The organism is Amphibacillus jilinensis Y1, assembly GCF_000306965.1.
Lineage (GTDB): Bacteria > Bacillota > Bacilli > Bacillales > Amphibacillaceae > Amphibacillus_C > Amphibacillus_C jilinensis.
Map to the genome: position 1 here is coordinate 715,318 of NZ_JH976434.1, position 22,244 is coordinate 737,561.

The 22,244-nt window shown below is 38.3% G+C and carries 20 protein-coding genes and 1 pseudogene; 9 read left to right on the forward strand and 12 right to left on the reverse strand.

The window, feature by feature from the left end:
• Positions 1–303 precede the first annotated feature (303 nt).
• The 6 genes from rpoE to speE all read right to left on the reverse strand — a co-directional run bounded on the left by rpoE (position 304) and on the right by speE (position 6,423).
• Positions 304–846 (reverse strand): DNA-directed RNA polymerase subunit delta, encoded by a 543-nt coding sequence (gene rpoE / locus B494_RS0103910; protein WP_017471063.1) that lies wholly within the window; start codon positions 844–846, stop codon positions 304–306.
• A gap of 143 nt (positions 847–989) precedes the next feature.
• Positions 990–1,577, reverse strand: coding sequence for a P-loop nucleotide/nucleoside kinase family protein (locus tag B494_RS0103915; protein WP_017471064.1), 588 nt, complete (start codon positions 1,575–1,577; stop codon positions 990–992).
• Positions 1,578–2,142: 565 nt separating this feature from the next.
• Complete coding sequence (gene argS, locus B494_RS0103920; RefSeq protein WP_017471065.1) at positions 2,143–3,813, reverse strand: arginine--tRNA ligase; 1,671 nt, start codon at positions 3,811–3,813, stop codon at positions 2,143–2,145.
• Positions 3,810–4,247 (reverse strand): YwiB family protein, encoded by a 438-nt coding sequence (locus tag B494_RS0103925; protein WP_017471066.1) that lies wholly within the window; start codon positions 4,245–4,247, stop codon positions 3,810–3,812. The genes argS and B494_RS0103925 overlap by 4 nt, the downstream gene beginning before the upstream one ends.
• A 469-nt stretch (positions 4,248–4,716) precedes the next feature.
• Positions 4,717–5,589, reverse strand: a complete 873-nt coding sequence (gene speB / locus B494_RS0103930) for an agmatinase (RefSeq protein WP_017471067.1) — start codon at positions 5,587–5,589, stop codon at positions 4,717–4,719.
• Positions 5,590–5,601: 12 nt separating this feature from the next.
• Positions 5,602–6,423, reverse strand: coding sequence for a polyamine aminopropyltransferase (gene speE, locus B494_RS0103935; RefSeq protein WP_017471068.1), 822 nt, complete (start codon positions 6,421–6,423; stop codon positions 5,602–5,604).
• Between the two features lie 290 nt (positions 6,424–6,713).
• On the opposite strand from speE, the gene B494_RS0103940 reads away from it, so the two are divergent.
• Positions 6,714–8,609 carry a transglycosylase domain-containing protein gene (locus B494_RS0103940; protein WP_017471069.1) on the forward strand — a complete coding sequence of 632 codons (1,896 nt, stop codon included), beginning with the start codon at positions 6,714–6,716 and terminating at the stop codon, positions 8,607–8,609.
• 40 nt (positions 8,610–8,649) lie between these two features.
• On the opposite strand, the gene B494_RS0103945 is transcribed toward B494_RS0103940, so the two are convergent.
• The gene (locus B494_RS0103945; protein WP_017471070.1) at positions 8,650–9,162 is read right to left on the reverse strand and encodes a YwhD family protein; all 513 of its coding nucleotides are present in this window, start codon (positions 9,160–9,162) and stop codon (positions 8,650–8,652) included.
• Between the two features lie 257 nt (positions 9,163–9,419).
• Between B494_RS0103945 and B494_RS0103950 the strand changes: the two genes are divergently transcribed.
• Positions 9,420–9,605, forward strand: a complete 186-nt coding sequence (locus B494_RS0103950; protein ID WP_017471071.1) for a 2-hydroxymuconate tautomerase — start codon at positions 9,420–9,422, stop codon at positions 9,603–9,605.
• Between the two features lie 66 nt (positions 9,606–9,671).
• On the opposite strand, the gene B494_RS0103955 is transcribed toward B494_RS0103950, so the two are convergent.
• Both B494_RS0103955 and B494_RS0103960 read right to left on the reverse strand, forming a co-directional pair.
• Positions 9,672–10,178, reverse strand: a complete 507-nt coding sequence (locus tag B494_RS0103955; RefSeq protein ID WP_017471072.1) for a YwgA family protein — start codon at positions 10,176–10,178, stop codon at positions 9,672–9,674.
• 11 nt (positions 10,179–10,189) lie between these two features.
• Positions 10,190–11,488 carry an HD domain-containing protein gene (locus B494_RS0103960; RefSeq protein WP_017471073.1) on the reverse strand — a complete coding sequence of 433 codons (1,299 nt, stop codon included), beginning with the start codon at positions 11,486–11,488 and terminating at the stop codon, positions 10,190–10,192.
• Positions 11,489–11,586: 98 nt separating this feature from the next.
• On the opposite strand from B494_RS0103960, the gene B494_RS0103965 reads away from it, so the two are divergent.
• Complete coding sequence (locus B494_RS0103965; protein ID WP_017471074.1) at positions 11,587–12,426, forward strand: lipoate--protein ligase family protein; 840 nt, start codon at positions 11,587–11,589, stop codon at positions 12,424–12,426.
• A gap of 107 nt (positions 12,427–12,533) precedes the next feature.
• Here the strand turns inward: B494_RS0103965 and pta are convergent, their stop codons facing one another.
• Complete coding sequence (gene pta, locus B494_RS0103970) at positions 12,534–13,505, reverse strand: phosphate acetyltransferase (protein WP_017471075.1); 972 nt, start codon at positions 13,503–13,505, stop codon at positions 12,534–12,536.
• Between the two features lie 746 nt (positions 13,506–14,251).
• On the opposite strand from pta, the pseudogene B494_RS19845 reads away from it, so the two are divergent.
• The 3 genes and pseudogenes from B494_RS19845 to gerQ form a co-directional block, all read left to right on the forward strand.
• A pseudogene (locus B494_RS19845) lies at positions 14,252–14,553 on the forward strand (transposase); the annotation flags it as partial.
• A gap of 435 nt (positions 14,554–14,988) precedes the next feature.
• The gene (locus B494_RS0103990; RefSeq protein WP_017471079.1) at positions 14,989–15,408 is read left to right on the forward strand and encodes a cell wall hydrolase; all 420 of its coding nucleotides are present in this window, start codon (positions 14,989–14,991) and stop codon (positions 15,406–15,408) included.
• A 28-nt stretch (positions 15,409–15,436) separates the two neighbouring features.
• Positions 15,437–15,898 (forward strand): spore coat protein GerQ, encoded by a 462-nt coding sequence (gerQ, locus tag B494_RS0103995; protein ID WP_017471080.1) that lies wholly within the window; start codon positions 15,437–15,439, stop codon positions 15,896–15,898.
• 377 nt (positions 15,899–16,275) lie between these two features.
• On the opposite strand, the gene B494_RS18925 is transcribed toward gerQ, so the two are convergent.
• The gene (locus B494_RS18925) at positions 16,276–16,551 is read right to left on the reverse strand and encodes a YwdI family protein (protein WP_017471081.1); all 276 of its coding nucleotides are present in this window, start codon (positions 16,549–16,551) and stop codon (positions 16,276–16,278) included.
• A gap of 94 nt (positions 16,552–16,645) precedes the next feature.
• Here B494_RS18925 and B494_RS0104005 point away from each other — a divergent pair, with 94 nt between their 5' ends.
• Positions 16,646–17,500: a fructosamine kinase family protein gene (locus B494_RS0104005; RefSeq protein WP_017471082.1), complete on the forward strand. Its 855-nt coding sequence runs from the start codon at positions 16,646–16,648 to the stop codon at positions 17,498–17,500.
• Positions 17,501–17,698: 198 nt separating this feature from the next.
• Here B494_RS0104005 and B494_RS0104010 read toward each other — a convergent pair whose 3' ends face one another.
• Positions 17,699–18,691 (reverse strand): acyltransferase family protein, encoded by a 993-nt coding sequence (locus B494_RS0104010; RefSeq protein ID WP_017471083.1) that lies wholly within the window; start codon positions 18,689–18,691, stop codon positions 17,699–17,701.
• A gap of 211 nt (positions 18,692–18,902) precedes the next feature.
• On the opposite strand from B494_RS0104010, the gene B494_RS0104015 reads away from it, so the two are divergent.
• Positions 18,903–19,985, forward strand: a complete 1,083-nt coding sequence (locus B494_RS0104015) for an AI-2E family transporter (RefSeq protein ID WP_017471084.1) — start codon at positions 18,903–18,905, stop codon at positions 19,983–19,985.
• 109 nt (positions 19,986–20,094) lie between these two features.
• Positions 20,095–22,164: a DNA helicase RecQ gene (recQ, locus tag B494_RS0104020; protein ID WP_017471085.1), complete on the forward strand. Its 2,070-nt coding sequence runs from the start codon at positions 20,095–20,097 to the stop codon at positions 22,162–22,164.
• Positions 22,165–22,244 lie beyond the last annotated feature (80 nt).

Here is a 22,244-nt window from a genome sequence, read left to right on the forward strand (position 1 = left end):
ATCCCATTATTAATATAAGATTATTGCTAAATGGCTAACATAAAACGCACCTTCAATCAGTGACATTTTTGCTCTTCCCCCACTAATTGTTAGTTAAGTGAATCAGGACATTAGCGTCCGTTAGCTCCGCCTAAACAGATGATCTCTGCTCTCTGTTTTAAAACAGCGTTTTACGGACGCTTATCCGTGATAAAACAAAAACGTCCCCCTAATGAATTAGGGGGACGTAAAATAATATAAATATTATTTCGTAGAGCCCAAATAAAATATTACGCACTGATGCAAAAAAAGTCAAGCGTCTTTTTATTTACGGTCATCATCATCTTCGTCTTCTTCATAATCTTCATCTGCGTCTTCCTCATAGTCCTCTTCATCTTCATCATAGCTCTCTTCAACATCATCTTCTGCAATGTCATCACCAAGATCAATCTCATCTTCGTCATCATCATAGCTCTCTTCGACAAAATCAAGCGGTACTTCAGTTAAATCCTCATCGGTTTCATCGATCGAAGGTTCAACCTCTTTCTTCGTTGTCTTTCTTTTTTTCTTTTTCTTCTTCTTAGGTTCGGCTGTTATGTCTTCATCAATTTGTTCGACAGGATACCATACTTTTAAACCCCATTGACCTGAACCTATTGTAAGAAAGCGCCCATCAAGGTTAAGGTCGGTATAAAACTGCGCAATATAAGTTTCTTTTTCAGCTTGTGAAAAACTTTTTAGCTCGGCAACCTCATCAAATAGATCTTTATAATTTAATGCTTTATTCTCTTTTTTAAGTATCTTTGTTGCTAACTCAATCATTGAATACTCTTGTTGTTCATCAAGATTTAATTCGGCTAAGCTCACCGTCAAAGCACTCCCTTTATCTGAATTATTGTTCTATCGGTATGTAGAACTTTATTTGGTCTACTCATATGTCTCCAGTACATTATATGGGTATGCAATCTAAAATGCAATATTAATTCCATCTTGTGCAAAATCATCACTATTTATGCTTCGACAAAGCGAATTAACTGATCGATCTTTGCCACAGTTAGCTCACCTGAATTATCAAATATATGAATGTGATCATCAGGAATAGCCCAATTAATCGTTGGTATAAAGTTAACACGCGACTCATAATTCGTCCAATTGTTCAGTTTCCAAGTATCCCTTACGGTTCCTCGCTCTTCAATCCGTTCTCTTTGTTGCTTAATATCTTGTAGCGTGACAACAATTACTTTAACATCGACTTGCTGCTTTGTTTTCCCTGCTGCAGTTAGAACTTGATCAATCCAGTCCTTATTTTTCAATTCGGCTGTAAACGGTGAAATCATAAAGACATTTTGCCCGACACGTAAGTTTTCAATGCAAATATCTTTCGTTGTATCATACTCAAGATCACGAAGATTATCTTTATAAAATTGAGAATCTCGATCATCCTTATCAAGTCCTTGTTGCTCAAGAAAATGTTCGACAAAACGACCTCCGACTGTATCACGGTCAAGAAATGCACATGGAATCTCCTCTGCTATCCGTTCTGCCACTGTCGTTTTCCCAGTCCCTGCCACTCCAACAAAAAATACTAATCTCTGCATTTTTCTAGCACCTCTTTAATTTTGATTATTTTACTATATGTTAACGTATACAAAGATAAATTGCATTGTTTTTCTTTTTCAACTAATACTTAAAAAATATTGATTCTTTGGCTACTGACGTTAGTGAAAACTTTTGTCGACAACATTCACAAACATTCGAGTCGGATTATGCTACTTGAATGTTTGTTTTATTAGATGCCCTTTGGACTGGATTCAATAGATCTTAACTTAAAAAGAAATAAAATACGTCTTCATAGTTTTTGAAATGACGATAACCATAGGCGACACGATGAAGTCCTTTAACTTTATTGTCGATCCCCACGATCTATCCGTTATTAAAGGGCACATAAAACTGATCTTAATGTTAGACAGCTGTTGGCGTAACCGAATTCATTTCTATATCTGAGAAAGAAAAGACGCCAGCGAAGCCTAACCCCCATTTCACAAACGCGTGAAATTGAGATTTTCCTTCGCCAACGTCAAATAGTATACAACCTATTTTGTCATGATAAGATTTGCAACTATAATATTTGGTTTAATTTCTCCACATGCATGCCGATTTCTTCTACATGCTTTCAGGTGCGTTAACCCCAATAAGTCGAAGTGCATTAGCAAGGGTGATACGTACCGCTTCCATTAAGGCCAACCGAGCTTTCGTCTTTTCAGGTTGATTCGGCTCAAGTACTTTCTCTGCATTGTAGTAGCTATGGAGACGTGCTGCTAAATCAAACACGTATTGTGTCAAACGATGTGGTGTTCGATTGACGGCAGCATCAGCGATAACTTGCGGAAAATCACCAAGCTGTTTTAAAACCTCTTCTGCTTTGTCTGTCATTAAATGTTCCGCCAAATGATTCAAATCAACATGGAAACCTTTTTCTTCGGCCTGCTTAAGTAATGTACAGATACGCGCATGTGCGTATTGAACGTAATATACGGGATTATCATTAGACTCTGATTTTGCTAAGTCCATATCAAAATCCAAATGCGCATCACTCGACCGCATCACAAAGAAATAGCGCATCGCATCAATGCCAACCTCTTCCATTAATTCGCGAAGGGTTACTGCTTTGCCGGTCCGTTTACTCATCTTCACTTTCTCACCATTTTCAAACAAGTTCACCATTTGAATAATTTGAACTTCTAGTGTGTGCTCGTCATGTCCCAGCGCTTGAATAGCTGCTTTCATCCGTGGAATATAACCATGATGATCTGCTCCCCACACATTAATTAATTTATTGAATCCACGATCTAACTTATTTTTATGATAAGCAATATCTGGTGTCAAATACGTATATGAACCATCATTCTTAACAAGCACGCGATCTTTGTCATCGCCAAAAGCTGTTGTTTGAAACCATGTTGCTCCTTCATCCTTATATGTAAATCCTTTTTCCTCAAGTAATTGTAACGTCGGTTCAATTTCCCCCTCATCATAGAGTGACGTTTCAGAGAACCAGTGGTCAAAGGAAACCCGAAAATCAGACAGGTCTTTAGCTAGCTTGTCTAACTCATACTTTAATCCATGTTCACGGAAAAAAGCTCTCCGCTCTTGCTCTGGTTTATCCGCCCACTTTTCTCCATATGTTTCTGCAAGTTGTTCACCAATTGCAATAATGTCCTTACCATGATAGCCATCCTCTGGCATAGGATAGTCTTTACCAATCGCTTGCATATAACGAGCCTCAACAGATAAGGCTAAATTATTAATTTGATTTCCAGCATCATTTATATAGTATTCACGTGCCACTTCAAAACCAGCGGCATCTAACAAATGACTGAGGGTGTCCCCTACTGAAGCACCGCGAGCATGTCCAAGGTGCAAGTCCCCTGTTGGATTAGCAGAGACAAATTCCACCTGAACCTTTTCACCTAAACCTGTATTAGTACGACCGTAGTTAGCTCCCTCAGTTAAAATCAAAGGAACTAAACGTGTCAAATAACTGTTATCAATAAAGAAATTAATAAAGCCAGGACCTGCTATATCAACTTGATCAATGGAAGCCTCAGATTTATCTATTGCTTCGACAAGTTGTTCAGCAATCTGACGTGGTGCTTTTTTAGCAACACGCGCTAGTTGCATAGCAATATTAGTTGCATAATCACCATGACTTTTTTCCTTTGGTTTTTCCAAAATAATATCAGGTATTTGGTCCTCTGTTGTTAATTCTGCTTTCAAAACCGCTTTTTTAATTTCTGCTTTCAAACGATCTTGCATCTCCTGTACAATACTCATCTATTATCCTCCTCAATTGTCAGCCTTACTTTATGTTGACGTTCTGCTTGTTGATTTAATTTTGTCGTGTAATGTAGCACGAGTTCCCCTTTGTGAGTTGGTGTTAAAGGTTGATAGTCTATTTTTTCAGTATATGTTTCCATATGAATCACGCCGTACGGATGCCGATAGATATGCTCCGTTTTTTTTTGTCGAATAAACTGCTGTGTCATTTCGACAGCACCTGAACGTTTAATCGTTATTTTCTCCGATTTTATCGTTATCATCGTGTTCACTTCAGGTTGATCTTCTATTCGCTCTATAAATCGAATCACCGCTTGGGACTTTGATTGAAACCACTCTCCATTAGCTTCAACACACGTTAATTGTTGATCATTGTCTTCAACAATTTCAGTCTGCAATGTTATTTTAACAAAACTTTTCTCTTTATGCATATGACCATCCTCAAATGTTATCAGTACGTTTAAGTATAGAAATGATTTTAGCTAAACACAAGTATATTGGTATTTTTTCTTGAATTTTTTTTGACTATGTTAACCTATGAAAAACTTCGTTCTCGCATCTAAAGTCATTCAAGCATTCGCAGTACACGTCGTCGGTTTAATGACTTCGCTTCTTTACCACAGATAACTGTCCCGTAAAACATCCACATTAAAATAGAAAACAGCGTTAAATCTATATAGGTGGGTGATAACGGGCGCTAGTGCCCTGCTTCATTCAACGACCAATCAGTGGGTGCGACACGTCCTGCTAACTGTTTATTATTAGATTCTTATACTATCAACTTTCAAAGCTTATTTTTTCATTAAAATTCTCCTAACATGAAAAAAGACGAATGAAAAGTGATTGGGTTGCTACCCTTCATTCGTCCTAACTCATCCTATTTACTTTTCACTACGCTCATTATTTAACCCAACCTAGCAACATTTCACGAACACATTTACTTGCGACAATAGCCGTTTGTTCTGTTGGATCATAGGCTGGTGCAACTTCAACTAAATCTGCACCGACAATATTAACATTAGCGTTTGCCAATAGATGTATCGCTTCAAGCAATTCTTTAGCGTTAATTCCACCTGCTTCTGCGGTGCCGGTACCAGGCGCATAAGCAGGATCAAGAACATCAATATCAATCGTAACATATAGGTCTGAACCAGCTAAATTCGGCAATACTTCTGCTAATGGTTTAGCTACATCATACCTTGCCATATACATTCCACTTTCTTTAGCATACGTAAATTCTTCTCTCATACCTGAACGAATCCCGAAAGAGTAAACGTTAGGAGCACCTATTAAATCACAAATTTTTCGAATTGGGGTAGAATGAGATAATACTTCTCCTTCATACTCCTCCCTCAAATCTGCATGTGCATCAATATGAATCACTTTCAAGTTAGGGTATTTTTTATAGACTGCTTGAACGACTGGCCATGTAACCAAATGCTCACCACCAAGTCCTAAAGGAAACTTATCCTTTTCTAACCATTTAGTGACGTGTTGATAAATCTCTGTTAAACTCCGCTCAGCATTTCCAAACGGTAGTGGCATATCACCGGCATCAAAATATGAAACTTGTTCTAGATGCCTGTCTAAATACGGACTATACTCCTCTAATCCAATTGAAGCTTCACGAATTCGGTTGGGACCAAATCGGGAGCCAGGACGAAAGCTTACCGTCCAATCCATTGGCATCCCATAAATTACTGCTTTAGCTTGATTAAAATCGGGTTGGGACATAATAAAAACTTTTCCTGAATACGCTTGATCAAATTGCATGAATGTCACTCCTTACTTCGTTAAATCTTCAACAAATTTAGGCAAGGCAAAGCTAGCATAATGAATGGATGGCGTATAATATTTTGACACTAACTCAGCCTGACGAACATCTTCTAATGGATGATGCTTTTTACTGCCCATGGTAAATGTCCAAAGTCCACTTGGGTATGTCGGAATATTAGCAGTATAGAGTTTAGTAATCGGGAAAATTTCTCTAACATCCTTAAAAACTTGCTCAATTAAATCTGCCTTAAACCATGGATTATCTGATTGTGCAACGAAAATACCATCTGCTTTTAATGCTTTACTAATACCCGCATAAAAGCCCTTTGTAAAGAGGTTGACTGCAGGTCCAACGGGTTCAGTTGAGTCTACCATGATCACATCATATGCGTGTTCACTTTCGGCAATATGCATAAAACCATCAGCAATCTTTACTTCCACACGTGGATCATCTAAAGCACCTGCAATAGAAGGTAAGTGTTTCTTCGATGCTTCAATGACACGACCATCAATTTCTACCAAAACGACTTTTTCAACCGTTGAATGCTTTAATACTTCTCGAATGACGCCACCATCTCCCCCACCTACAACAAGAACATGTTTAGGATTTGGATGGGTAAATAATGGGACATGACTGATCATTTCATGGTACACAAATTCATCCTTTTCAGTGGTCATCACCATACCATCTAACACAAGCATATTTCCCCACTGCGTTGTTTCAATCATATCTAACTTTTGAAAGTCTGTTTGCTCTTCTGCTAATGTCCGTTTAACTTTAGCTGTAATGCCAAACGTCTCTGTTTGTTTTTCTGTATACCATAAATCCATTTTATCGACTCCTTTTTATCTATCTTAACATGTGCTTTATTTTCGTTAGAAACACATTAATTTTAGAGTTTTTTAATGAAAAAGCAAGCATTTTTGATTAAATTCATTCAAAAAAGTGATACTGAATAAGTGATCGTGTCGATAATCGGTTGATCACAGCGGTCTTAAGGAGATTGATCTCATTGCATTCTATCATGGTCATGATCTTAACCCCGCGTTAACATTTACTTAACTTACCGTTAACCACTACTTTATTTCCTTTTTGAATAAGCAATAAGGAGGGGCTCATCATGCACAAACGATTAGGACTTTGGATAAGCTGGGGATTAATTATTGGATTTATAACAATGCTAACAACGATGTTTTTATTGGGAAAGCCTGAACTTAACGATCAACCGATCATGATTTATGACAATGAAGGTGAATTACTTGGCTCAGTGTACCCTGATGGTGAACGTCTCTGGTCAGTTCTTGATCAAATCAATCCTAAATTAATTGAAGCAACCCTAATGATTGAAGATCAAAATTTTTATCAGCACAGCGGCTTTGATCTAAAACGAATAGGCGGTGCATTGTTGGAAAATATTCGTCAACAAAATTTAGCTGAAGGGGCTAGTACAATTACGCAACAATATGCACGCAACCTTTATTTATCACACGAGAAAACATGGTTACGAAAACTTGCTGAAGCCGTTTATACGTTTCGTCTTGAACAACACTATGATAAGGATACATTACTAGAAGGCTATTTGAACACGATCTATTATGGCCATGGTATTTATGGTGTTGAGACAGCAAGCCAGTTTTATTTTGGTAAATCAACTAAACAATTATCAACAGCGGAAATCGCTATGCTTGTTGCTATTCCTAATCGTCCAAATGCTTATTCACCACTTGATCATTTTGACAGAGCAAAACAACAACAATTAAATGTTCTTCAAACATTAAAACGCACAGCTGTCATTGATGAAACAGCATATGATTTAGCCACACGTGAACAACTCGAAGTCATAGCTAAACCACTGCACGATCTGCAATTTGGTTACGTAGCTGATCTTGCTATAGCTGAAGCATCACAAATACTTGAGAAAGATCAATTTGGGGGATACCATATTTATACAACGATCAACTCTAGCAATCAAGACGCACTTAGCCAAGCCGTTCAGCAACATATTGAAGATCTCCAAGTTGGGGCACTAATGGCTGATCCAGCGACGGGGGCAATCGAGGCGATGGTAGGTGGTGTTGATTATTATCAGAGCACATATAATCGAGCCGTTCAAGCAAAGCGGATGGTTGGCTCTACCTTTAAACCAATTTTGTACTATACTGCATTAGAACATGGTTTTACAGCTGCAACGACTTTGAAGAGTGAACCAACCACCTTTTTATTCAATGATCGAGACAGCTACTCACCAAGCAACTTCAATCATGCTTATGCCGATGATACCGTTACCTTAGCACAAGCGCTTGCTGTCAGCGATAATATTTATGCGATAAAAACACAATTATTTTTAACACCCGAACTTGTGATAGACCGTGGGCGTTTGCTTGGCATTTCAAGCCCACTTGATCCTGTTCCTGCCCTCGCGCTGGGAACAGCTTCTCTCAGTGTAGAGGAAATCGTTGCTGCTTATAGCCACTTTGCGAACGGCGGTCATCAAGTGGACCCCTATCTAGTAGACCATATCGTCAACGATCAAGGAGAGAATGTATATCATCGCGATCATCGTTTAGGTGAACAAGTGTTGGATGAACAAGTTACCTTTATTCTCAATCAACTGCTTACCGGCATGTTCGATCCAAATCTATCGAGTTATCTGTCGGTAACTGGAGGTTCAATTAGTGAAGACTTAAGTGGTAACTATGCAGGTAAAAGCGGGACAACGGGGACCGACAGTTGGATGGTGGGCTATAGTCCCGAATTGGTCGTTGGGGTATGGACAGGTTATGACGACAACCGAAAACTTAGTAACACCCATGCAGCTAAACGTATTTGGCGTGATGCCATTGAATCAGGTCATGATCAAAAAAGCAGAGATAGCTTTATTGCTCCTCCTGGCATTGTAGCTGCTTATATCGATCCTACCACAGGTTTATTAAGTAGTGAACATTGCCCAGTTAGCCGACTGATGTTTTTTATTGAAGGAACTGAACCTAAGCAACACTGTCAGGCCGATCATTGATAGAATTCACTAAAAAATAAGCTCTGAGACTGACCAGAGCTTATTTCTTTAATGGAAGAGAAGCTTTCAATTGTTCTGATGCACACGCCCACATTTCTGGATTAAATTGACGTAGAAATTCTGCCAATAGGTCTTTTGATGTTTGGTCCATATGGTCAACAATCACATGACCTTTTAATGATTTCTCCATATGTGTCACATGTTCAGGCATGGATTTATAAGCGCGTTTAATTGACCGATCAACACGTATTTCACTTGCAGCCACACCATGATAATAAGGCCCCTGTTCTCCAGACTCAACTGTCACCCAGACAATCCAATACAGTAAGCCGTTTGGAACCTCTGATTTATCAGGAATGAATTTCACCCTGCGTTCCACTTCGCTACGCGCATGCATCGCCCCCATGTCAACAAAAGCACGTTTTTCATTGGGATCAATAATAACAGGAGAAATATTTTCTAGACTAATGGCACCGACACCATAACCACCATGGCCATCAGTTGAATCGTCTTTCATAATTGTAAAAGCCTGTTTTGTCTTCTTTTCAGTCATTTAAAAACCTCCTTAACAACGCTATTGTAGCATATTGAATCATTGCATTTCAGCTAATCTAACTGGTACACTTAGAATAATGGCACAGAATCAATCTTAACAGTAGGCGAACAAAGCCCCATAAAGGCAAACTAAAGAAGGACGATGACTCTAAATTTGTATCACATGACTGAGAAGTTGCTTCATTTCTGAGCCTTTGGTGTACCAATAAAATGAACCATGCTACACTATAAAAAAATTATAGGAGTGAATAATCCATGCCGTATGTAACAGTAAAAATGCTGGAAGGTCGAACAGATCAACAAAAGAAGGAGCTTGTCGAAAAAGTTACCGATGCTGTTGTTGAAACGACAGGAGCTAACAGAGAAAAGGTCGTTGTTTTTATTGAAGATATGAAGCACGACCATTATGCAGTGGGCGGAAAAAGGCTTTCTGATCAATAGCCCTTAGCTTGTTAATCTTGATTTAACTTTTTTAATATCATGTCAACTAAAAGAAGGATGTGTCCATTAATGAACACGTCCTTCTTTTAGTTGGTCAATAAAGTGCCAAGCTTCTTTAATATCTGCATCACTATAATTAACACTTGCTTTTACTTCATGAACCTTTTTCTCTACTTCTTCAAGGGCTAAATCATCAAAGAATAACATGGTTGACACAAGTTCGAGAAATCGTGAGCTTTGAGCTTTTAACAGCTCGATTTCATCTTTACATAAAGGTAAATCATCTGGAGCTTGTTCAAGAAAAGATAAACCAGCATCTGTTACCGTATACTGATATTGCAAATAATGGCCTTTATCCTGCTTCTCTTCAGAGATAAATCCAAGATTACATAGTTCTTCAATTCGCAAAGTTAGCTCCTCCGAATACGGACCATAAAAATGGAAGGCAAACTTCTCATCAAAGGGTAGGTTCAATTTTTTTAAAATATAAATCATTTTTTGCAACTTCTTTCTTCCAACAATGCTATTGGCGTCGATAAAAAAGCGCACTAATCGCGCATGATTAAGCAACATGTTGTCATCTCCTATTCTAAGCCTAGTAATGCTTTAATCCTTGCTTTTTCCGGTTGATCATCTGGCAATGCCTCTATCAAATCAGCCGGATAGTATAATTTATGGTCGGTCCGTTTTTTTCCGGAAATTGATTCAACAATATCTGAAGCACGAGACAACTCTTGCAATTCATCTTGAGGTGTTAATAAATAGATAGGTAGACGCTCTCCCTCTTCCCCTGGACGATAAAAATCATAGGGTAAATCTGAAGAGGAATCGACCACTAAATAATAATCCGGATCTAGATTGATCGCTTCAAACAACTGAAATAACTCGATGGATTCTTTAATTTGTTGTTTTGGATTAAATTCAACATACTGAAATAACTTTCGGTTCGTAAAGCGACGACACAGATCAGAGAGAATGACATCATCCTCATCGATCCATGCTTGGAAATAGTACATAACAATCGTTTCGTCTAAATTTATGTAATCCGTTAATGTGACATCCCCCGCAAAAAACGACAAAAAATGTTTCGGTTCTTGCTTAAATCGATAGTGTTGGTTATGTAAATGTTTAACACGGTGAAGAATTTTAGAAAGAATCACTTCGGCGCTTCGGCTTACTGGATGAAAGTACACTTGCCAATACATTTGGTAGCGACTCATAATATAATCTTCGACAGCATGCATACCCGATTGCTTAATCACAACTTGATCATCTAATGGGCGCATCACCCTAAGAATTCGTTCCATATCAAAGTGACCGTAGCTAACGCCAGTGAAATAAGCATCGCGTTGCAAATAATCCATCCGATCCGCATCAATTTGACTTGAGATCAGACTTACAACTAGCTTATCATGGTATGTCTTATTAATAACTTCGGCAACCTTCTCAGGAAACTTAGGCTCAACACGCTGTAAAATTTGATTAATTTCAGTATCACCTAAAATAATAGCCTTGGTAAAATCTTCATGATCTAGTTTAAATACTTTTTCAAATGAGTGTGAAAACGGTCCATGTCCTAAGTCATGTAATAAAGCTGCCGCTAGACATAGCAAGCGCTCTTCAGGATTCCAATTGGAACGACCTTCAAAATTAGTAAGGATACGTCTCACAATTTCATATACCCCAAGTGAATGATTAAACCGGCTATGTTCAGCTCCATGAAATGTCAGAAAAGTCGTGCCCAATTGCTTAATTCTCCGAAGGCGTTGAAATTCGCGCGCACCAATTAAATCCCAAATCACCCGATCGCGCACATGAATATAGCGATGAACAGGATCTTTAAATACTTTCTCTTCCCGAAGCTTCTCGTCACGATACGCCATGGCATGATCCCCCCTTTTCTAAACAGTTAAATTAGCTTATCATTTTTATTCATTATATAATAGATGAGGTTAATCTGAAAGAGGAGTTGACGTTAAACATGGATGATTGGAAAGAATTATTCAATGGAACAGAAGTACGTTTCATTGATCATACTAGAATAGAGCGACCAGCTTGGGAATCTTTTGCGATTGATGATGCTTTAGCTGAATCTGTTAACCGTGAGCACTCAGCAAATGTGGTTCGAATTTGGCGCCATACAGATACCGTCGTATTGGGGATCGCCGATACGCGTTTGCCGCATCTAGCCGAAGCAACAAACTGGTTAATCAATCAAGGATATCAACCTATTGTTCGCAATTCAGGCGGCCTTGCTGTTGTGGCGGATTTAGGTGTATTAAGTGTATCACTATTGATTAAAAACGGAGAAAAGATAAGCATTCACCAGGGATATCAGAAGATGGTCAGTTTTATTAAAAACATTTTCTCTGAGTGGACACACGCTATTGAAGCATTTGAGGTGGTTGGTTCATACTGCCCTGGTGATTATGACTTGAGCATAAATGGGAAGAAATTTGCTGGCATTTCACAAAGACGTGTACGAAATGGCATTGCTGTGCAAATTTATTTATCTATTGAAGCTGACCATCAACAGCGAGCGAAGTTGATACAATCCTTTTATCAAAAAGGGCTACAAAATGAAGCGACACGGTTCACTTATCCTTCGGTTAATCCTGATACAATGGAATCACTAGAAACGTTACTCGGTATACCTCTAACAGTAGACGACGTCATTGACAAAATAAGGGGAACACTTGATACATTGTCAAGTGAAATAATCGAAAATGATTTAGACGAGTCAGAAAAAGTTATTTATCAAAAGCGTCGAAAACAAATGATGGAACGCAATAAGAAAGCATTAGGTGAGTTATTCGAATAACATTAACTTTATTATAGAGCCAAATAAAAAAGATGCTATTAACGAAAAATGTAAATAGCATCTTTTTTATGTACTGAGGCTAGTTATTTCTCGACCTCTTTTTTATTTTATAGTGCTTGTGCTGCAGTAATAATAGCAAGTTTGTAAACATCATCTGCGTTACAACCCCGTGAGAGATCATTAACAGGTTGGTTGAGCCCTTGTAAAATTGGCCCTACAGCGTCAAAGTTACCTAAACGCTGAGCAATTTTATAACCGATATTACCTGCTTCTAATCCAGGAAAGACAAAAACGTTAGCATCACCTTTAATATCGGCATTAGGTGCTTTCTTTTCTGCTACACTTGGCACAAAGGCTGCATCAAATTGAAATTCTCCATCTAAAGTTAACGACGGCTTCATTTCTTTAGCAATTTTCACTGCTTCTGCAACCTTATCCGTTTCTTCTGAATTTGCAGAACCTTTCGTTGAAAAGCTCAACATTGCCACTCGTGGATCAATATCGAATAAAGCAGCTGTTTCTGCTGATGCAAGAGCAATTTCTGCTAAGTCTTGGCTATCTGGATTAATGTTGATCGCACAATCAGCAAACACATAGCGCTCGTCTTCGCGTACCATAATAAAAACACCCGACGTTTTTTTAATACCTGGTTTTGTTTTAATAATTTGCAATGCAGGTCGCACGGTATCTGCTGTTGAGTGTGCAGCACCACTAACTAAACCATCTGCTTTACCCATATAAACGAGCATCGTGCCAAAATAATTTTCATCTAATAATAATTGACGTGCTTTTTCTGGTGTTGCTTTTCCTTTGCGTCTTTCTACAAATTGCTCTACCATCCCATCAAATTCAGGATACGATTCTGGATCGACGCATTCGACCTTGCCTAGATTGAGGTTAAGTTCAGCCGCATTCTGTTCTAATTCTTCTTTCTTACCCACTAATACAGGTTGGATAAAACCGTCCTCTGCCAAGCGGCTTGTCGCTTCTAAAATACGCTGATCAGAACCCTCTGGAAATACAATTCGCTTAGCATTTCCAGCTAGTCTTCCTTTTAATGTATCAAATAAGTTACTCATGTCTATTACCCTCCAAATACTATTCTGTTATATATAATACGCCTTTTTCTGTTCAATGAAAAGGGTTAACGATTAAATTTCACAAATCTTTTATATTTAACTCAACTTTCGCCCACATTCAACATTGATCGTGTTCAATAGACGCATTATTCAATAGGCTTATTGCCGTTACTTCTACATGGTTGTGCCGCACGCGACCCCCTCATACGTTTGAACATTATTTTATTCCGAAAAGCAAAGGATTCGCTTTTCGCGGGGATGGCTTCAGCTAACTTGAGTCGCATCAAGTGGATCTTCAGCTCATCCTATTCGAGACTGCTGAAAAACTAACCCCTGGAGGTATTTTGAATTTAAAGGATTTTGTACTCACTCCAGTTACAGACGATCGCTTTCCGCGGGCACGGCCTCAGCTAACTTTAGAAGCTAAGAGCGCTTCTAAAGTGGATCTTCGGACGCGTGCTGATCCCGCAGGAGTCGTCGTCTTTCACTTCCGTTTTATTAGCGTTTTAATCTGACTAAACACATGAAAATAATCCGTTTTTAATCTCTTTTCTTCTGTATAATAGAAAGAGAAAGTAATAAAAAAAAGAGCGGTGAAAATTTTATGTTAAAACAACAAACATCCCTTTCGTTAAGTCCTTATATGCAACTCTATGATGCGTTTATTCTAAAAGACAACTTTCTTCGTCAAATGCACGATCTTGTTGATTTTGCAATTGAAAGAAGAAATAACCTATTCTTCAGTATGTCCGTTGCGTGAAGGTTGTTATCGAGAAGGGGCCAAAACAAAATCCTATTCAATAACAATAAAATCAACAGAACATGTGGAACAAGAGGTATTCCAAGAGACAAAAGAATTTAAAGAGTTAGCCGCATCAAGATATAAAATAGAAGCAAAAAATGCAGAGCTGAAAAATAGACACGGGTATGAAAAAGCGATTACCTCAGGTCAGGTCTGTTTGGCATGAAGATGCAAGGAGCTGACACCATCTTCGTCGTTAATATGAAACGAATTATTAAGCTAATAAATGAAAAAGAGATAAAGTAGGGGCTGTATACTCAGAAAAACAAGTATAATTTCTCCCTTTTATGACGAGCATTACGCTCGTTTTTTTTTATTAATACGGGAGAAAAATACTACTTTTTCAGCAGTCTCCATCCTATTCCCGCAGAAGTCTCATCCCTTGCTTATCTCCACTTAGTCTGGTGGTTCATACTGAATGGATAAGCCCAACCGCGCGTCTAAAACGAAAGGTTTATCATAAATCGAAAATCTATATTCAAAGTCAACCTTTATATTTATTATAAAGTTTATACCTATGCTTTCTTAGTTGAACCTGAAATTTAAGGTGAGAAAGTTGCGATATTTAAGTTTAATAACGACATAAATTAAATTACCCTAATCTTTTTATAAAAAACATATTCTTATCGATGGACGCATAAATATGGCTAAAGAAAGGTGTTGTAGAAATGAGGTGAAGATATGGCCGTTGTTCCATTTACTGAGAAAGATGTGGCCTTGCTTGCCCGATTATTACGTGCTGAAGCCGAAGGTGACGGTAAGCTTGGCATGTTAATGGTGGGAAATGTGGGGATAAACAGAGTGATTGAGGATTGCTTAGATTTCACTGATATTCGAAATATTCGTGAGATGGTTTATCAAAGTCCTGGTGGATTCGAAGCGACACAAATGGGCTATTTTTATCAACGAGCCAGGGAAGTTGATAAAGCTTTAGCACGGCGTGTTATCAATGGCGAACGCTTCCATCCGGCTTCACGATCATTATGGTTTTTCAGACCAGATGGTCCGTGTCCCGAACAATGGTTTGGCCAGTGGAATACCGGGCGCTATAAATCCCATTGTTTTTTCGCACCACTAGCAGCCGATTGTCCACGCTTGTAGAAGAAATTATTTTAAGGAGTGAAAAAGAATGAGTGAAGAAAAAAATCAACGTCAAAAAATGCCAATGCCTGGTACATTCCCGACTCAACAACCACATATGATGCCCATGCACCATTTTCCGCAACCGATGCAGCAACCGATGCAACCTGTATCTCAATTTCAACATGGCTTTCCATTTCAGCCAAGCTTTCCTTCGTTCCCTCAACAACCGTCGCAGTTTCCACAACAAGAAGGCATGCTGCCATTAGAAGAATCATACATTGAAAATATTTTGCGTTTAAATAGAGGTAAAGTCGCTACAGTGTACATGACTTTTGATAGTAATGAGCGATGGAATGCGAAGATTTTTAAGGGCATTATTGAGGCAGCGGGCAGAGATCACATTATATTAAGTGATCCAGAAACAGAGAAACGTTATCTCTTACTTACTATTTATTTGGATTATGTTACATTTGATGAACAGATTGAATATGACTATCCGATCAGTTAGTTAATTGAATGAAGGTGTATTTTCTAAGAGGAGAATGACATTTAAGTTAGAGGTTGGGACAAAAGTAAAAGACGTAAGATCAGTTGCGAATGATCCGTTTGTTTTGTGAATGGATTATTCGTCTTTATTATATTAAAACGAATGATATCAAATAGCTGAGGAAATATGCGACACTCTAGCGGGAACAGCACGAGCTGAAGATCCATTCAGTAAAGCGCTTTTGGCTTTACTGAATTAGCTGAAGCCGTGCCCGCAGAAAGGGAGTATATTTCCTCTGCGGGTATGTGATAAACCTACACATTCTAACACCATTCGTATTTGGAGAGCATATTTTTGTTATGTCCCGGCCTCATTTGGCTACCCCTTAATAGCTAAATTTAAAAATCCAGTAATGAATTTGGATTATCGTATGTTTCACTTGGTTGTTCTGTGTTTTGTGATTGATAGCGATCGCCCATCATTGTCCGAAGCTCAAGTTCCTCTGAGACGGTTTTTTTAATGGTAGGTTTGTGCTCTTCCTCGGTATCTAAAATTAAATCCGTCAGTAAGCTAATCGCACGGATATGCTCCTTTAATTTCGCTTGATCGGGGGACTGTTTTGCTAAGGCAAGCTCTTGCTCTATTTTTAATAAAATCTTATCATGACTTATCATTGTTGTGCCTCCTTTGATCCTATTATAACGTGGAAGGTTGATATCTGCATAGAATCACGTATACTGAAAAAAAGATGAAAGGTGGATCGTACAAATGAAGCAACAGATTAAAGATATTTTCAAACAATTTGATGATGCTATTGAGGTTCTTAACATACAACCCGTAACTGGTGGCGATATTAATGCGAGTTACCTTGTTACAACAGGTGAAAAACGCTATTTTATCAAAATTAATCTTGATGCGGCAGATGATTTCTTTGCGTTTGAAAGCTATGGATTAAAGCGCTTAGCTGAAACAGGTACGGTTCATGTACCTACGTGTTATTATCAGCAAACGTCCCCGCCCGTCTTAATCTTAGAGTGGATTGAAACAAGCGACCGTGACGAGACATCGTCACTTTTAGGGCAACATCTTGCCGAACTGCACCTTATCAAACAGCATAATTATGGACTTGATCGCGACGGCTATATCGGTTTACTTAACCAACCTAATCGATTAACTGACGATTGGGTTGGTTATTTTGCAACGATGCGACTGGGCAACCAGTTAAACATCGGTATTGATCAAGGGATGATCACTGGACAGAGACGCGCCAAATTAGAATCACTGATTACAAACTTAACAAACCTCTTGCCCAGGAACCCTCACCCCTCATTATTACATGGCGATTTATGGGGAGGCAATTGGTTACGTGGGGCTAATCATACACCTTATTTGATTGATCCTGCCATTGTTCAAGGTGATCGTCATTTTGAATTGGCCTTTACCGAATTATTTGGTGGTTTTTCTAATGATTTCTATATGGCTTATCAACAAGTATTTCCGATCGATCCAAGCTATACAGACACCAAACAGATTTATCAACTTTTCTACTTACTTGTCCACCTAAACATATTTGGAGGAATGTACGGACCACAAGTCGACCGCATTCTCAACAAATACACTTAACCCTCAATTTTAGTAGGATTGTAAGTTGAATCATTATATTCAAGTATTAATAGTAGATACAGCCTAGAAAATATTTTGGATAACGAATTTTCAATCAGTGGCAGTTTTTGTTCTTCCCTCACTGATTGGTAACTGAGCGGATCAAGACATTACCGCCCATTATCACCCACTTAAATAGATTTGATCTGGGACGAACGATTAACCAGTTCTTTGACTTAACTGTCTCCAAGCTGTTGTTTTGGTTTCAATAATCGGTTGAAATGATATAAAGATAGGCTTGCTTGACAATAATAAAACAAGCGCTAAGCTAATGGCGACTACCACAGCGAAATCAAGTAAACCATTGATTTGAATCAGATCTCGTTCCCTGAAAAACTGAACAAATAACCCATGAAGTAAGTAAACATATATCGTTTGCTGACCAAACTTAGTCAGCGTTAGCTGCCTTCTCGGGATCCAAGCATAAAAGCTAAATATTAACAAAAAAGTCACGATATATACGCCAGTTCTTATAAATGCTCCCATCGTTGGCGCATCTAAGCTTTGATAAGAAGCAGAACCAAATAACCAACCCACTTGAAAATTCGGCATGATATAGACAAGGAATAAGGCTAAACTTATAACTGCTAAACTGAGCATCTTCATCCTTCTTTTCTTTACTAGAAACAATTGTTCCTTACTTAACCAATAACCGATTAAGAAGAAAGGAAAGAACACAAATGTCCGTGACAAGCTGTACACATGGCCAACACTGTCAAAATAGCCGACGATAAGTCCAATCACCACTGACAGTGCAATCCCATGCTTGGCTGACAATCTTTTAAAGACAATAAGTAAAAGATGCCATGAGAACAAACTAAGCAAAAACCATAATGACCAGTGCGGCTCAAATAACGGCGTAGACCACCCACGATCAGTAAAGAAATAGTAATAAGCTGTATAAATCTTTTGAAAAATGACATAAGGAATTAACAATTTACGAACAAGGCTAAATAAATAGCTAGGCTGACTCTCTCCTTTAGCGAAAAAACCACTAACTAAAATGATAGCAGGCATATGGAACAAATAGATAAAACGATACAGCATTGCGATCATCTCAGATTCTACTGTTATCGGTTGAACCACATGTCCAAACACAACGAAAAAGATTAAAATAAATTTTGCATTATCAAAAAATGCATCTCGTTTCATAACCACTCAACCTCCGTCTAAGAGTGTATATCCAAGTTTAAAAGAAATCAAACCATAATTAAAGACATTTAATTGGATTGTTAGTCGGCTGTAATCAATTTGCAAGAAACATTAACAATTTATACTTGATCGTTTAAGAAGAAAAAGTATTCAGCTCCTTGATTTCTATGCTATTATAAATTTATAGTGTTAAATGAAGGATGTGGTTTGCTTGACTAAAGAGAAAATGTTTCGTTTTTTAGTATATGCTATTCTAATTTTCACCGTAATCTATTTAGTACATTTGACCGGTTTTATTTTCAGACCGATCGGGACTTTAATTGCTGCGATTGCTGTACCAATTATTGGTGCTGGCTTACTTTTCTATATAACAAATCCACTTGTTAATCGATTAGAACACTTCAAAGTTCCACGTATTGTTGGGATTTTACTTGTATTTCTCGGCTTAGTTGCCGTTGCTTTTTTTAGTGTGTATTTTATTATTCCACCGGTGCAAGAACAATTTACTAAACTGATTGACAATGCGCCGCAAATGGCACAGTATTTTGATGAAATATTTGAACTCTGGCAAAATCGACAAGAATTCATACCTGCTAGTGTTGAAGATACGATTCAAAATGTGATAAACAACTTGGATAGTTATGCAGAGTCGATTATGGGTTCACTTTTCAATTTTATCGGTTCCGTATTTAGCTTTGTCTTTTCATTTGTACTTATTCCCTTCTTCTTATTTTTCATGTTGAAGGATGGTCATAAGTTTATCCCATTTGCAACTAGTTTCTTTAGCCCATCGAAAGCGAGTAGTCTAGAGACCTTACTTAAAAACATTAATCGATCACTTTCTGCCTTCATTCAAGGACAAGCATTAGTTAGTTTATGTGTGGGGGTAATGCTGTTAATCGGTTACTGGGCGGTTGGCTTAAATTACGCCTTGATGCTTGCCATATTTGGTCTGTTTATGAACTTAATTCCGTTTGTTGGACCTTGGATCTCTGCGATTCCCGCTGTTATTATCGGTTTTTTCCAGGATCCAATGGTTGGTGTTTGGACAGCGGTTATTATGATCGTTGCACAGCAAATAGAAAGTAATTTTATTTCACCGAATGTGATGGGTAAGGTATTAAAGGTGCATCCACTAACAGTGATCACTTTAATCTTAGCTGCTGGCGCTATTGCCGGATTTCTCGGCTTATTGTTCGTCGTTCCTGCCTATGCAGTGACAAAGACAATCATTAGTCACTTTTATCACGTATATACAGACAAACGACCTGTCGGGCAGAAGAACTTATTTTAGAAAACCATACATTCGCTAAGACCGAGCGAATGTATTTTCTTTTCCTATAGGTTAGCTGTTTTTCGATTTGAAATCGGATTTTATTAATTGTTAGAAAGGTGTTCACGACATGCTAGATAAAGCAAGACATGTATTAAAAACCTATTACGGCTACGATCGATTTCGGCCTGGTCAAGAGGCATTGATTGACTCAGCATTAGCTGGTCACAATGCACTTGGCATTATGCCGACTGGTGGAGGGAAATCAGTGTGTTATCAAATACCAGGTATATTAATGTCTGGCACGGCTATTATCATTTCTCCGCTCATCTCTTTAATGAAAGATCAAGTCGATAGCCTCGAGACATTGGGGATGAAAGCAACTTTTATTAACAGTAGTTTATCACACCAAGACTACACTCAGCGGATGAGAAAAATACAGCAAGGAGCTTTTGACTTTGTATATGTTGCACCAGAACGTTTTGATAGTGATTCGTTTTTATATACCGTGAAACAAATAGAGGTTGCCTTTTTGGCATTTGATGAAGCCCATTGCATATCACAGTGGGGGCACGACTTTCGCCCAAGCTACCGTTCGATCATTGGAACCATACAAACACTTCACCATATTCCATTTCGCTTGGCACTGACAGCAACCGCCACACCAGAAGTGATTGATGACATTCAATCTCTGCTTAAAATCAATGATGCCAATGTTGTCAATACAGGTTTTGCCCGTGATAATCTTCATCTCCATCTTGTCAAAGGACAAGATAAGCAAAACTTTTTACTTAACTATCTTAATGACCATAAGCAAGATGCGGGTATTATTTATGCACCGACACGAAAACAAGTTGAATCGATTTATGCGTTATTAACGCAAAAAGGTTTTCGAGTTGCTTACTATCATGCCGGTTTATCAGAGGAAATGCGTCGTGATCAACAGAACACGTTTATTAATGATGAGGTTGAGGTGATGGTGGCAACAAATGCTTTTGGCATGGGGATTGACAAGTCAAATGTGCGCTTTGTTATCCACTACAGTTTACCGATGAATATCGAAGCTTACTACCAAGAAGCTGGACGTGCCGGTAGAGACGGGGAACCGAGCGATTGCATTTTGCTATATTCCGGTCAAGATGCCCACTTACAAAAGTATTTAATTGAACAATCGGGTCTTGAAGACGACAAAAAAGCCCTTGAATATAAAAAGCTGCAAGCCATGATCAATTATTGTCACACAGACGATTGTTTACAAGCTTACATCCTTGATTATTTCAATGATAAACGACCAGACTACCAGTGCAATCACTGCTCGAATTGCACACATACTGGCGAGAAAATCGATCGCACACGTGATGCACAAATGGTATTCTCTTGTGTCATGCGCATGGAACAACGTTTTGGTGCTGGGTTAACAGCTAAAGTATTAAAAGGGTCTAAAGATCAAAAAGTAAAGCAATTCGGTTTTGATCGCTTATCGACATACGGTTTAATGCAACACCGCACAGAGAAGGAAATTACCCAATTTATTCATTTCCTTGTTGCTGAATCCTTCTTAACAACAGGCGACCAACGTTTTCCGATTTTACAATTAACTAAAAAAGCGGCAGCCGTTTTAAAGAATGAAGAAAAAGTATGGATGCGTGCTACAACGATTCAACAAACAGAAGCAATCGACTTTGATCAACAATTATTTGAACAATTACGTCATTTAAGAAAAGAACTTGCTGAGCAAGATCACGTCCCACCTTATGTGATATTCTCTGATGCGACCTTAAAGGAGATGTGTCGAGCACTTCCGCAAACCAAACATGACATGCTCGCTATTAAAGGGGTAGGTTTAAAGAAATTCGATCAATATGGGGAAGCCTTTTTACAAATCATCACATTAAAAACAAGCGACCAGCCTAGTTATCTGATCAGCCACCAGTTATACCAAGAAGGCGATACTATCGAGCAAATTGCTAAAAAACGTGGCATTCAAGAACAAACCATCGCTAGTCATCTATTTCAAGCCCATCAAGAAGGCCATCCACTTACCTGGTCAGACTTCTTTAACGAAGAAGTGGAGGAAGCTGTGTTAGAAGCTGCTCAGACCATAGATGAACCTAAATTAAAAATGATTAAAGACATGATTGATGACAACATCAATTATACGATGATTAAAGCTGTTTTGTTAAAAAATCATGTCTCGTGACGCTTTGATTATGAAAATGCCTTATGAACATTAGAAAGTCCCCACTCTACCTTTAGATTAGTAACTGGCTAGGTTACGGT